This window comes from Brucella intermedia LMG 3301 (assembly GCF_000182645.1).
GTDB lineage: Bacteria > Pseudomonadota > Alphaproteobacteria > Rhizobiales > Rhizobiaceae > Brucella > Brucella intermedia.
Window position 1 is genome coordinate 356080 of sequence record NZ_ACQA01000002.1, and the last position, 12048, is coordinate 368127.

Sequence of the window (12048 nt, forward strand, 5' to 3'; positions counted from 1 at the left end):
GTCATTCTCTCGGAAGTGGTGGCGCGTCAGGAAGCTCGATGCCGAGAAGAGCGCCGATTGAGCTTAGTCCGATGCCAATTTGCGTGGTTTCGTCGATTTCATCCGCGCTGAGACAGCCTTCGATCCAAAGGCCGTCAATCAGGGCGTTGACCGCGATGGCAAGGTTCCGGCACGATTGCGGGGTCGGTTCCCGGCCTTCTGCCGACAACACCTCGGCAATCAAGGTCTCCGTCGCCCGCCGGAAAGCGAGATAACCTTCGCGATGTTCGTGCTCCAGATCCGGATCAAGATGAACCTGGCTGACGAAAGTCGCCCAGAGCGAAAGCATCCGGGGATCGGCCACGGCTCCGCCAAGGCTGGCTGCGATGAACCGCGTCAGCCGGTCGTGGGGCGTGCCACCATCCGATTCCAGAACGCTCAACGCGGGCAGGGTCATCATTTCGATCATGCGCTGGTAGGCGGCGGCGATGAGATTGGCCTTCGATGCGAAATGATGGCGGATCAGGCCATTGCTGACGCCTGCACGCGCCGCAACTGCACGAACCGTTGTCGCCTGTATTCCGAGATCGGCAATGCAGTCGAGCGTAGCCTCTATCATGTCCGTGCGACGATCGAAGTCCGGCGCACGTCGAAACGATGCGGTCATCCTCTCCTCCCCTCGATGTCTGACTATGCACTTGCGCAATACTTATTCAAGTGTATAGTCAACGTCAAGGGAACGGTTGGCCGCTTGTCGAGAAGTCGAAAAAACTCCGAAGTGGCTGATAATAAAGCAATATCCAGGTGGCTTGCGACAAACCGTAAAGGTGTCGGGCCAAGGGAGGTTTGTGCTGCATGAGTCAAGGCGAAGAGGCGATCTCCGTCGTCGACCTTCACAAGCGTTTCGGTGATCTCGAGGTGCTTAAAGGCGTTTCACTCAGGGCGCGCGAGGGCGATGTTATCGCCATTATTGGCGGATCGGGCTCCGGCAAATCGACATTTCTTCGCTGCATTAACATGCTGGAACTGCCAACATCGGGGGCGGTCAGCATCCACGGTGAAACCATCGCCATGCGAAACGCCGGCAATGGCGGCCAGATACCTGCGGACCGAAGGCAGATCGAGCGTATTCGCACGCGGCTTGGAATGGTCTTCCAGAGCTTCAATCTCTGGCAGCACATGACCGTTCTGGAGAATGTGATCGAAGCGCCTGTGCATGTGCTGGGCGTGCCCAAGGCCGAAGCGACAGAGCGTGCCGAAGCGCTTTTAAGGCGCGTCGGACTTTACGAGAAGCGAGACGTCTATCCTGCATTCATGTCCGGTGGCCAGCAGCAGCGCGCCGCGATTGCGCGGGCGCTGGCGATAGAGCCATTGGTGATGCTTTTCGACGAGCCGACATCCGCGCTGGACCCTGAACTGGTAGGCGAGGTTCTCACTGTTATCGGTGATCTGGCCAAGGAAAAGCGCACGATGATCCTGGTTACGCACGAGATGAAGTTCGCGCGCAAGGTCGCCAATCATATCGTTTTTCTGCACGATGGCAGGATCGAGGAAGAGGGACCTCCCGAAGAGGTCTTCGGGGCGCCCAAATCCGAGCGATTGAAGAAATTTATCAGTTCAACACACTGAAATGGGAATGGGAGGAGTACCAATGAAGTGTCTTTTAGCTAGTCTGTGCGTGGGTGTAACATTTGCCCTTGCGGGCGTGGGGGCGGCAAGTGCCGAACAGGTGAAGCTCGGTATCGCAGCCGAACCTTATCCCCCTTTCACGGAACCGGACGCCACGGGAAAATGGCACGGCTGGGAAATCGATTTTGCGGATGCAGTCTGCAAAGAGGCCAAGCTTGATTGCGTGATAACGCCGGTCGCCTGGGATGGCATCATCCCCGCACTCACCACCGGCAAGATCGACATGATCGTCGGCTCAATGTCGATGACGCCTGAACGCCTCAAGACGATCGATTTCTCGGACAAATATTATAATACGCCAACGATCGTCATCGGCACCAAGGATCTCAAATTCGACGCGACGCCGGAGGGATTGAAGGACAAGACGATTGGCGTGCAGGTTTCTACCATCCATCAGGCCTATGCGGTGAAGCATTTCGCGCCCGCCGGTGCCACGATCAAGGAGTATCAGACGCAGGACGAAGCCAACAACGACCTCACCGCCGGGCGCATCGATGCCGTGCAGGCGGACTCGCTGGCTCTGCGAACGTTCCTTGCGACGGATAACGGCAAGGCATGCTGCGAGGAAAAGGGAACCGTCGCTAAGGATGTTGAAGTTCTAGGGCCGGGCGTGGGCATCGGATTGCGCAAGGGCGATACGGAACTCAAGGACAAGCTGAACGCCGCGATCAAGGCCATCCGCGCGAATGGAACCTACGATACCTTCACCAAAAAATATTTCGATTTCGACATTTACGGCCAGTGAGTTTGCTGGCCAGCCGGTATCTCTTCGGCTGGCCTCCCTGATTTCAGCATGAACGGAACTGCCCATGGACGCACCACTGATCAACTGGAGCCTGCTTGCTCTCAATCCGCCGGGTTGGGGAGGGGTGCTTCTGCAGGGTTTCTGGCACACGCTGCAAATTGCCGTTGGCGGTTATTCGCTCGGTCTGCTGATCGGCATGTTCGGTGCGCTGGGCAAGCTCTATGGCGGCCCGATCATTCGCGACCTTCTGGAAGTGTATACAACCGTGGTCCGCGCCGTGCCGGAACTGGTGCTGATCCTTATCCTGTACTACGCGGGCACCGACCTGTTGAACCAGCTGCTTGCTCTGTTTGGCCATGGCAAAGTCGATATCAGCGGGCTTGCGGCCGGTATTTTTGTCATCGGTGTCGTGCAGGGCGCATATTCGACGGAAGTCCTGCGCGGTGCGATCAAAGCGATCGCGCCCGGCCAGATCGAGGCAGCGCGCGCATTCGGCATGCCCCCGTCCAAGATGCTCAGACGCATCACGATACCGGCCATGCTGCCCTTCGCCATACCTGGCATTGCCAATCTGTGGCTTATCTCAACCAAGGATACAGCCCTTCTGGCGGTTGTCGGCTTTAGCGAACTGACGCTGGTGACGAGACAGGCAGCGGGCACGACCAAGCATTATCTGCTGTTCTTCATGGCGGCTGGCGTGCTGTACCTCGGGCTTACCCTGATTTCGAACGTCTTCATCGGCATTGTCGAGCGGCGCGCGCGCCGTGGTTTCGCACGGATTGACTGAGATGAGCACATCTTCAGCAGTATTGGAAAACCGGACATCCGCCAGAAACTGGCTCGAACCGCACCGTCTTGTGCTGATTGTCATCGCTATCGCACTGTTTGCCTCGGCGGTGGTGTTTGGCCGCTGGGACTGGCTGCCGCAATACCTGCCTCGTCTGGGTTCCGGCATCGTGGTAACTCTGTTTATGCTGTTCGGGTCTGCAATTCTGGGGTTTATGCTGGCTCTTCCCCTCGGATTGCTTCAGGTGACTGGCCCATGGTGGTTGAGCTGGCCAGCGAAGGCGTTCTGCACCGTCATCCGGGGAACACCATTGCTGCTGCAGCTTTGGCTGCTCTATTACGGCCTTGGTTCGCTATTCCCCTCCATTCCCGGCATTCGCGGCTCCTTTATCTGGCCTTATCTGCGCGAGGCATGGCCATATGGACTTGCCGCGCTGACGATCTCTTTCGCGGCCTATGAGGGAGAGGTCATGCGCGGTGCGTTTGCCGGTGTGCCGTCCGGTGAGCTGCAGGCCGGTCGTGCATTCGGCATGTCGCCCTGGAAAGTGTTTCGCCGTATCTGGCTGCCGCGCGCGATCCATCGCGCCCTGCCGACACTGAACGGCGAAACGGTCCTTCAATTGAAAGCGACGCCGCTGGTGGCAACCATAACCGTCGTCGATGTCTACGGCGTTGTTTCGCGGGTGCGCCAGGAAACCTATCTCACTTATGAGCCGCTTCTGCTGCTGGCCTTGATCTACATGATATTGACCGCTGGTCTGGTCCTGGTCTTCCGGCGTCTTGAGAACCGAATTCCGACAAGAGGTGCTTGAATGCGCGATTTTTCAACTGCTATTAGCAACAACCTTCCAGAGCTGACAGCACTGCGGCATGACCTTCATGCCCACCCTGAACTGGGGCTCGAGGAGAAACGGACTTCCGAGATCATTGCGCGGCAGCTCGAGGCTCTGGGATACAAGGTCACGCGAGGACTTGCGAAAACGGGGATCATCGGGACTTTGACGAATGGATCGGGCCGGAAGTCGGTCGGCATTCGGGCCGATATCGACGCGCTTCCCATTCATGAGCAGACAAATCTGCCCTATTCCAGCAAGTCCCCGGGTCTGATGCATGCTTGTGGACATGATGGCCATACGACGATGTTGCTCGGTGCTGCCAAGGCTCTGGCTGAGCGGCGCAATTTCGACGGAACCATTCATCTGATTTTCCAGCCGGCGGAAGAGAATTTCGGCGGCGCCAAGATCATGATAGACGAAGGATTGTTCGACCGTTTTCCTTGTGATGCTGTTTTTGCCCTTCATAACGATCCCGGCATTCCCCTCGGCAAGTTTGCCTTCCGCGATGGGCCGATCATGGCTGCGGTCGATGAGGCATTTATCAGGGTGAACGGCTACGGCGGCCACGGTTCGGAACCGGAAAAAACTGCCGATCCCATAACAGCGGGCGCTTCGATTGTGGTGGCCCTGCAGACCATCAAGTCGCGTAACGTGCCAGCGCTCGACCCGGCGGTTGTGACCGTTGCCGCATTCCATGGTGGTTCGGCCAGCAATATCATTCCGTCGACGGCAGAAATCGTCGTCGGTGTTCGCACTTTTTCGCCCACCATTCGCGATCAGATCGAGCAACGCATCAAACGTGTTGCAGCGCATCAGGCAGAGAGCTTCGGACTCACCGCTGAAGTGGATTATCTGCGCAGTTATGATGCGACGATCAACCATACCGCGGAAACTGATTTCGCGCGCTCCCTGGCGGTGAAGTCGTTTGGCGCGACGAATGTGATCGATCTGGAGCGGCCTTTCATGGGCAGCGAGGATTTTGCCTATATGCTCCGTGAGCGACCCGGAACGTACTTCTTTGTGGGGGGCGGCAAAGGAGAGAACGATTTCCAGCTCCATCATCCGTCTTACGATTTCAATGATGATCTGATCCCCCTCGGCGCGGCCTTCTGGACCGAGCTTGCTGAAGCCTATCTCAAACCCGAGTGATTTCCATGACCGCCGTTTATCAATTCAATGCAGCTATCGTCCGCACGCCGGGGCGATCCGTCGTCAATGGTTTGCGCGCCGATGACAGGGGTAATCCGACCTACGAAGGTGTCAGGGAAGAACACGAAGCCTATGTGCAGGCGTTGCGAAACGCTGGTGTCGAGGTGACGGTTCTGCCGCCGATGGAAGATTTTCCGGATTCGATATTTGTAGAAGATCCGGCGCTGGTGTTCCACGAAGGCGCGGTTCTGCTGCGTCCCGGCGCACCATCGCGCATGGGTGAGACGGCTGAAATCGAACCGGTTCTGCGTTCGCTCTTTGAGAATGTCGTGTCGCTCCCTTCGCCGGGTTTCGCCGATGGCGGTGATGTGCTGGTGACGCCCAAGGTGGTGATGATCGGCCTGTCGGCGCGTACCGACAATAGTGGCGCCGAAGGGCTTCGGGCTGCACTGGCAGGGCTCGGACGCGCCGCTGAAATTGTCGAGACGCCGAAGGGTGTACTGCACTTCAAGACCGACTGCTCGCTGCTGGACGAGGAGACGGTGCTTGCGACGCACAGGCTGGCGGGTTCCGGCTTCTTTCGAGGCATGCGTGAAATTGTGACGCCGGAAGGTGAAGAGGCAGCCGCCAATGCGCTTCGGGTCAACGATGTCGTTTTCGTCGGCGCGGACTATCCCCGCACGATCGATAAGCTTGATAAGGAGGGATATAAGGTTGTCCCCCTCAAGACAGGCGAAATCGGGCGGATCGATGCAGGCCTGTCATGCATGTCGCTCAGGTGGCGGCGATAGTCAGAAAAAGGTTCCGAAAAATGGATCGGCGCGGTAATACCGCGCCGATTTTCGTTTGATGTTGCTTCAGGCCCGACGCCTCTATGATGACGCGTTCAACGCACGAGAGAACGTTTGAAGCGAGCTTCGAGTTTCGCCTGGCCATATTCCAGAACGACGGACAGGGCCCAGTAGATCATCGATGCGGTTATGAGCATTTCGATGTGCCGGAACTCGGTCTGGCCTTGTGTGCGGGCAAGATACATGAGTTCCCATACGCCGATGACGGAGACCAGCGACGAGTCTTTCAGCATGGCTATGAACTGGTTGCCCGTTGGCGGAATGATGATGCGCATTGCCTGAGGAAGAATGACCAGCCACATTGTTTGTGATGGTCCGAGGCCCAAGGCCGCAGCACCCTCCTGCTGTCCGCGCGGGATGCTTTCGATGCCGGCACGAAAGATTTCCGTCATGTAAGCGCCGTAGCACAGCGACAACGCCAGAATACCGGCGGGAATCGGCCCGATGACATAACCCACCTGCGGCAAGCCGAGGTAAATAATGTAAATCTGCATCAGCAATGGCAGGCCGCGGAAGAGCGAGGTGTAGAACGTCGCCAGACCGTAGACCAGACCGTTCTTGGAGAGTTTGGCCACAGCCCCGATGAGCGCCAGAACGGTTGCGAAGAAGATGGAGGCGGTGGAAATATAAAGCGTCGTGACGACGCCCTGACTGATGAGAAATCCGACCTTTCTGGCGATGAATTCAAACGAGAGATTGAATGAATAAAAGAAGATCATCAGCAGCAGGAACAGTTCCGTCCAAATGGCGATGATCTGTGCCCAACGCGGAAAAAGTCTCAGAAAGCTCCAATTGGCGAAGATTATGAGACTGAGCAGAACAGAGGAAAGCAACGTCGCCTTGGTGAAACCCGCCTTCGCGACTTTGGGATCGATCCCCAGCCAGTTTGTTATGCCCGAGAACCGGACATTCATGAAACAGAAGAGCGCTGTCAGGATAACAAAAAGAGCTACCTGAACAGTTCGTTTAGCGGCCTCCGGCCGTGTCAGAAAAAACCTCCCGAGCATATTCTCTCCCCTGTCAGCCTGCTTTTCGCTCGGCAAGCCAATCCTGCATCTGCAATTTCCAATAGGTCAGCTGGGCAGCTGCGAGACCCGCAGCTCCTCCGGCCCAGACCAGCCCGAATTTCTCGAAAAGCTTGTACCGGTCACTTTGTCCGCAGATGGCTTCGGCGACGACCTTGCCGCCGATGGCGGTCGTGTTGAGCCCGTGGCCGCCAAATGCCGTGCAATACCAGGTGGCGCGGTCCAGCTTGCCGATCTGTGGCATGAGATGTCTCGCATAGGACATAAGGCCCGACCATGCGAGTTCCGTCTTCAGCGAAGCGAGCTGAGGGTAGGTCCCCTCCATTTCGCTGCGCAGTTCCCGCACGACGCCGGGCGTATCCGCTGCTCTTGTCGTGATGCGTCCGCCCCACAACAGTCTGCGGCCGCCGTCGATCACGCGGTAATAGTCGCCCGCCCGCCGGTTATCACCGATGGCGGATGTGGTGCGAATTGCCGACGCAATCAGTTCGGGCGCTTCCTCGCTTACCATTACATAGGTTGCGATGGGCAGGTAGGCCCGCTTGATCTGCCCGACGAGCCCGTCTGTATAGCCGCCGGTGGTTATCAGCACGGCGCCTGCTTTGACCTGTCCCTGGGCCGTCTTTACAAGCTTGCCATCACCGTGGTCGAGCAATTGAACGACACGGCTGTGCTCGACTATCCGCCCGCCAAGCCGCTCTATCTCGCGCCCAAGCGCCCGCAGATAATTCAAGGGATGGATATGAAAGGCATTGGGGTCAGTGACAGACTGGAAATAGCGCCTGGAATTCAAAATGTCGCGGGTTTCGGCTGTTGTATGGAAATCGAGCTTGTAGCCGTAGTCGCGGTAGAGTTCGTCGGCGTAGTGTTTCAGGCTGTCGCCATCATCATAGCGACGAACGCTCATGATGCCGGGTGATAGCTGGGCTTCCTCGATGTTCAGCGAGGCAATGTTCTGGCGAACGAACTCGACGCCTTCGATCGACATTTCGTGAAGCGTTCTGGCGACATTGCCCCCGGCGCGGGCGGCAATCGCATCGCCGCCGGTCGCAAAACCGGGGCTGACAAATCCGCCATTGCGCCCTGATGCGCCAAAGCCAATGCTTTCGGCTTCCAGAACAGCTACTTTCTTGCCGGCGCGCGCCATCTGCAAGGCCGCCGACAATCCGGCAAGTCCGCCGCCAATCACCGCGACATCTGCTGTTATCTCACGCTCCAGCGTCGGACGTGCGAAGTCGTCTGCCTTGGTACGGCTGTAGTAAGTGACGGGATATGTCATCGTAACACCAAAATAGGGGTATCGGATGAGCCACCGCATGGATGGCTCATTTCAATATCGAAGCAAGGGAAAGGTCAGTCGGCGCTGTAGTCCTTGCCGTACCACTTTGCGGTGAGTGTCCCGAGAGTGCCGTCGGACTTCATCTGCTTGATGATTTCGCCAATCTTGGCGGTCCATTCGGGATCGTTCTTCTCGGCGATAACGACGAGCGGCTCACGGAAGGCATAGTCGCCTTCGAGGATTTTTACGGGATAGCCGTTCTTGATGGCGTTCTGGGCCGTCTGCTCCGGTGCGACGATCGCATCGATACGCACGCCATCTCCCAGTCTCAGGTCGTCGAACGGCAGCATGGAATCCGCGAAGGTGCGAATTTCACCCGGTTCGAGCTTGTATTCGATCGGGGGAAGGCCGGGTGCGTCGATCTCCAGCTGGTGACGCGCATAATCTTCCGACGTGGTGGCTGTCTCGACGCCGATAACCTTGCCTTTGAGGTCAGCGACCGATTTCGCTTCGCTGTCCTTGTGCACGACATACACATATGGGCTGTAATAATAAATGCCGGCAAAATCGATGACATTGGCGCGCGCCTTGGTCGGCGTGACCGATCCGACGCCTACGTCATAGCGCCCCTGCCAGCGCCCGCCGGTCAAGGTTGCCCAGTCCGGTGTCTCGAAGGATACGGCGACGCCCAGACGCTTGCCGATCTCATTGGCAACGTCAACGTCGAATCCCACGAGCTGATTGGAATCGTCCAGAAAGCTTTGCGGAGGCCAGCCTGCATTGGTTGCAACAACCATGGCCTTCTTTTCCATGACGCGATCCAGCGTCTCTCCCGCATGAGCCGTGAACCCCGTTGCCAGAATAGCGCCTGCAATACCCATTATTGTTATGATTTTTCTCATCTTATCGACCCCTCCACTGGTCTGACGCACGAGCATTGCATAAACACGCAAGCGTCGGCTAGGCCGCTCGCAGAAACGAATTATGAAATTAGCGTATGATTATATGCTAATCCTGCAGGATTCCGCTCAGGGAGTCACAAGGTCGGGGCCGTTCATGTCCCACGGCCCCGATAAGGCGAGTAACGCCGTGTGTCGGCGGCTACTGATTGCGTACCGCCATAGCCGTGACTTCGACCCGCATCTCCGGCGTGGCCAGCCCCGCCACGCCGACAGCGCAACGAACCGGAAAAGGTTTCTTGAAGAAGCGCAGGTAAACCTCGTTAAAGGCAGGACGTTCGTTGATATCGGTCAGGTAGATCGTCAAATGAATGACGTTTGCCAGGCTGCTGCCTGCCTTTTCAAGTGAAGTCCTGAGACTGTTGAGCGTGCATTCGCTCTGAGCGGTTATATCGCCGGTTTCCATTGTGCCATCTGCCCGGATGGGAATATGCGTGGTTACCAGCAGGTTGCCGATACCTGCGACATCGGAGGAAATCTCGCTCTCATCCGTGTCTTCAAGGAAATAGGGCGTCGTGCTGTTTGTCATGGTCATTCTCCAAGTGTCTCAAAAGTGTGAAGCGTTGTCGGACAGGTTGCCTGTTAAAACAAGCCGCATCGTGATGGACAAACCGCTCGAGAGCCGTTCTGGCACGCCTGACCGCTGATAGGTGGACACATGGTAGCAATAATGTGTACCGATCGGGGCGGGCAACCTATTGCGGTGGTGATCGGGCAGGTCTAAGAAACAGGGTTGGGAGCGAGGAGGCTTCCCCTCAACGACGACCGTTCCGGTCTGAAGGCAATCCATGACAGAAAAACATTCTCATCGCGGGCTCGTTGTTGCCGCGATCATGGCAAGCATGGCCATGATTGCAGTCGAGGCGACAATCGTATCGACCGCAATGCCGCAGATCGCTGCGCAACTGGGCCAGCTCAATCTCTATTCCTGGGTTTTCTCATCGTTCCTCTTGACCCAGACCGCGACGACCGTCGTGTTTGGAAAACTGGCCGATATATACGGTCGCAAGCCAGTGCTGATTTTCGGCATCGCCCTTTTCCTGATCGCGTCGATACTGGCGGGCTTTGCATGGTCGATGCCTTCGATGATTGTCTTCCGGCTATTGCAGGGCATTGGGGCAGGGGCGATCCAGCCCGCATCCATGACTGTTGTCGCTGACCTTTTTCCGGGCGCACAGCGCAGCAAGGTTCAGGGATACCTCGCCAGCGTGTGGGCGCTGTCAGCCGTTGTCGGCCCGCTCCTTGGCAGCCTGATCATTCACAATCTCAGCTGGGCGTGGGTGTTCTGGATAAACGTGCCGGTCGGTATGCTGGCGGCGTCGGGCTTTCTCCTCTTCCTGCATGAAGAAAAACGCTCCAAGCCCGTATCGGTCGATGTGCTTGGCGCAGCGCTTTTTGCGGTCTCGATTTCATCCCTGATGATTGCGCTTACCCTCATGGAAAGCGCTGTCTCGCCGGAAGCGGTTCTGGCATTGGTTCTCTTCGGCTTTTCGTTGGTTGCCTTCATCTGGCAGGAACGGCGCGCAAAGGAACCCATGGTCGCGCCCGGCTTGTGGCTGAAGCGACCGATAGCATTTTCCAATCTGGCGGTTTTCCTTGCCAGCATGTCGATCATGGGACTGACGACGTTTCTGCCGATGTATGTGCAGACGGTTCTCGACCGTTCTCCGGTGGTCGCGGGCTTTGCGTTGACCATGCTGCTGCTCGGCTGGCCTTGCGGAGCGACGATTGCTTCGCGACAGTTTACGCGGTTTGGATTGCGTCCGATCATGATTGTCGGAAGCATTTGCATTCCGATCGGAACCTCCTTGCTGGTCATGCTTGACCCGTCAAGCTCGGCCACGATGGCGGGCGCCGGTTCGCTGATCATGGGTTTCGGAATGGGCCTGCTCAACATCGGGGCGCTGATCCTGACGCAGGACAGCGTGAACTGGTCCGAGCGCGGCAGTGCCACTGCATCGAATGTCTTTTCGCGCAATCTTGGCAGCACGCTCGGAGCAGCCATTCTGGGCGCGGTGCTGACCTACGGTCTTGCCAACGCCAATCATGACCAGGCTATTACGTCAGACCAACTGCGGGATCTCCTGAATGGCGCCGACATGCTCATAGATCAGCAGGAACTTCGGCTAGCCCTTCAACATGCGCTGCACACGACTTTCATAGCGATGATGCTTATTGCCGTGTTGATCGTGCCAGCTTGTCTCTGTGTGCCGGGGGTTAAACGGACATACGAAGAAAACGTGGTCACCTGATGCGTCGCTTTATTCACAGGTCGAGGATTCAGCTGGCGCTTGGCGCTGGCTGAACAGGTGACCTTGCAGAAATCGTATGGAAATACACCTGAAAAAGCAAAAATCCCGGACAAAGCCGGGATTTTGTTGCCTGTACTTAACGGAAAACTGGAGCGGGCGAAGGGATTCGAACCCTCGACCCCAACCTTGGCAAGGTTGTGCTCTACCCCTGAGCTACACCCGCTCGCGCCAGTCGTTTCCGTCAGGCAGGCGGTATATGAACTAACGCTTCTGAGATTGCAACAGGGAAATTACATGAAAATGTCATTTCGACGAAATTGGCTGTGAGGCGTTGGCTAACTATCTGTATTCATGTCGTTATTTTGAGGTGCAGGGGCTGGTTTCAGCTGTGATTTCTTCCCCGGACAGGAGACAGGCGCCTGCTCGGGGCGCTGAATTCTGTAGGATTGGTGCGAGTCAGACCGCAGTGCTTCGGACAAGCAATCCAATTTGTTTTGC

The 12048-nt window shown here is 57.1% G+C and carries 12 protein-coding genes and 1 tRNA gene; 7 read left to right on the forward strand and 6 right to left on the reverse strand.

Features of this window, described 5'->3' with window-relative positions:
• Position 1: 1 nt before the first annotated feature.
• Positions 2–646, reverse strand: coding sequence for a TetR family transcriptional regulator C-terminal domain-containing protein (locus tag OINT_RS14145; protein ID WP_006472215.1), 645 nt, complete (start codon positions 644–646; stop codon positions 2–4).
• A gap of 188 nt (positions 647–834) precedes the next feature.
• Between OINT_RS14145 and OINT_RS14150 the strand changes: the two genes are divergently transcribed.
• From OINT_RS14150 to OINT_RS14175, 6 genes are all read left to right on the forward strand, one after another.
• Complete coding sequence (locus OINT_RS14150; RefSeq protein WP_006472216.1) at positions 835–1608, forward strand: ABC transporter ATP-binding protein; 774 nt, start codon at positions 835–837, stop codon at positions 1606–1608.
• 22 nt (positions 1609–1630) lie between these two features.
• A complete protein-coding gene (locus tag OINT_RS14155) occupies positions 1631–2413 on the forward strand; it encodes a transporter substrate-binding domain-containing protein (protein ID WP_036565473.1) in 783 nt (260 codons plus the stop codon).
• A gap of 64 nt (positions 2414–2477) precedes the next feature.
• Positions 2478–3200, forward strand: coding sequence for an ABC transporter permease (locus tag OINT_RS14160; RefSeq protein ID WP_006468541.1), 723 nt, complete (start codon positions 2478–2480; stop codon positions 3198–3200).
• A gap of 1 nt (position 3201) precedes the next feature.
• A complete protein-coding gene (locus OINT_RS14165) occupies positions 3202–4011 on the forward strand; it encodes an ABC transporter permease (protein WP_050791021.1) in 810 nt (269 codons plus the stop codon).
• Positions 4012–5184, forward strand: coding sequence for a M20 aminoacylase family protein (locus tag OINT_RS14170; protein WP_006468543.1), 1173 nt, complete (start codon positions 4012–4014; stop codon positions 5182–5184). It abuts the gene before it with no gap.
• A gap of 5 nt (positions 5185–5189) precedes the next feature.
• Entirely contained in the window at positions 5190–5975 is a 786-nt protein-coding gene (locus OINT_RS14175) for an arginine deiminase family protein (RefSeq protein WP_172491083.1), read from the forward strand.
• A gap of 95 nt (positions 5976–6070) precedes the next feature.
• On the opposite strand, the gene OINT_RS14180 is transcribed toward OINT_RS14175, so the two are convergent.
• From OINT_RS14180 to OINT_RS14195, 4 genes are all read right to left on the reverse strand, one after another.
• Entirely contained in the window at positions 6071–7042 is a 972-nt protein-coding gene (locus OINT_RS14180) for an amino acid ABC transporter permease (protein WP_006472219.1), read from the reverse strand.
• Positions 7043–7055: 13 nt separating this feature from the next.
• Positions 7056–8339 (reverse strand): NAD(P)/FAD-dependent oxidoreductase, encoded by a 1284-nt coding sequence (locus OINT_RS14185; protein WP_036565489.1) that lies wholly within the window; start codon positions 8337–8339, stop codon positions 7056–7058.
• Positions 8340–8413: 74 nt separating this feature from the next.
• Entirely contained in the window at positions 8414–9241 is an 828-nt protein-coding gene (locus OINT_RS14190) for a transporter substrate-binding domain-containing protein (RefSeq protein WP_036565478.1), read from the reverse strand.
• 199 nt (positions 9242–9440) lie between these two features.
• Positions 9441–9827 (reverse strand): RidA family protein, encoded by a 387-nt coding sequence (locus tag OINT_RS14195; protein WP_006472221.1) that lies wholly within the window; start codon positions 9825–9827, stop codon positions 9441–9443.
• Positions 9828–10086: 259 nt separating this feature from the next.
• Here OINT_RS14195 and OINT_RS14200 point away from each other — a divergent pair, with 259 nt between their 5' ends.
• Positions 10087–11550 carry an MDR family MFS transporter gene (locus tag OINT_RS14200; RefSeq protein WP_006468549.1) on the forward strand — a complete coding sequence of 488 codons (1464 nt, stop codon included), beginning with the start codon at positions 10087–10089 and terminating at the stop codon, positions 11548–11550.
• A gap of 148 nt (positions 11551–11698) precedes the next feature.
• On the opposite strand, the gene OINT_RS14205 is transcribed toward OINT_RS14200, so the two are convergent.
• Positions 11699–11773 (reverse strand) — tRNA-Gly (locus OINT_RS14205).
• Positions 11774–12048: the final 275 nt, after the last annotated feature.

What these genes read in the sequence shown, in the direction of transcription:
- OINT_RS14145 (WP_006472215.1), bottom strand. Translation starts at nt 646, where the DNA reads ATGACCGCATCGTTTCGACGTGCGCCGGACTTCGATCGTCGCACGGAC.
- OINT_RS14150 (WP_006472216.1), top strand. Translation starts at nt 835, where the DNA reads ATGAGTCAAGGCGAAGAGGCGATCTCCGTCGTCGACCTTCACAAGCGT.
- OINT_RS14155 (WP_036565473.1), top strand. Translation starts at nt 1,631, where the DNA reads ATGAAGTGTCTTTTAGCTAGTCTGTGCGTGGGTGTAACATTTGCCCTT.
- OINT_RS14160 (WP_006468541.1), top strand. Translation starts at nt 2,478, where the DNA reads ATGGACGCACCACTGATCAACTGGAGCCTGCTTGCTCTCAATCCGCCG.
- OINT_RS14165 (WP_050791021.1), top strand. Translation starts at nt 3,202, where the DNA reads ATGAGCACATCTTCAGCAGTATTGGAAAACCGGACATCCGCCAGAAAC.
- OINT_RS14170 (WP_006468543.1), top strand. Translation starts at nt 4,012, where the DNA reads ATGCGCGATTTTTCAACTGCTATTAGCAACAACCTTCCAGAGCTGACA.
- OINT_RS14175 (WP_172491083.1), top strand. Translation starts at nt 5,190, where the DNA reads ATGACCGCCGTTTATCAATTCAATGCAGCTATCGTCCGCACGCCGGGG.
- OINT_RS14180 (WP_006472219.1), bottom strand. Translation starts at nt 7,042, where the DNA reads ATGCTCGGGAGGTTTTTTCTGACACGGCCGGAGGCCGCTAAACGAACT.
- OINT_RS14185 (WP_036565489.1), bottom strand. Translation starts at nt 8,339, where the DNA reads ATGACATATCCCGTCACTTACTACAGCCGTACCAAGGCAGACGACTTC.
- OINT_RS14190 (WP_036565478.1), bottom strand. Translation starts at nt 9,241, where the DNA reads ATGAGAAAAATCATAACAATAATGGGTATTGCAGGCGCTATTCTGGCA.
- OINT_RS14195 (WP_006472221.1), bottom strand. Translation starts at nt 9,827, where the DNA reads ATGACAAACAGCACGACGCCCTATTTCCTTGAAGACACGGATGAGAGC.
- OINT_RS14200 (WP_006468549.1), top strand. Translation starts at nt 10,087, where the DNA reads ATGACAGAAAAACATTCTCATCGCGGGCTCGTTGTTGCCGCGATCATG.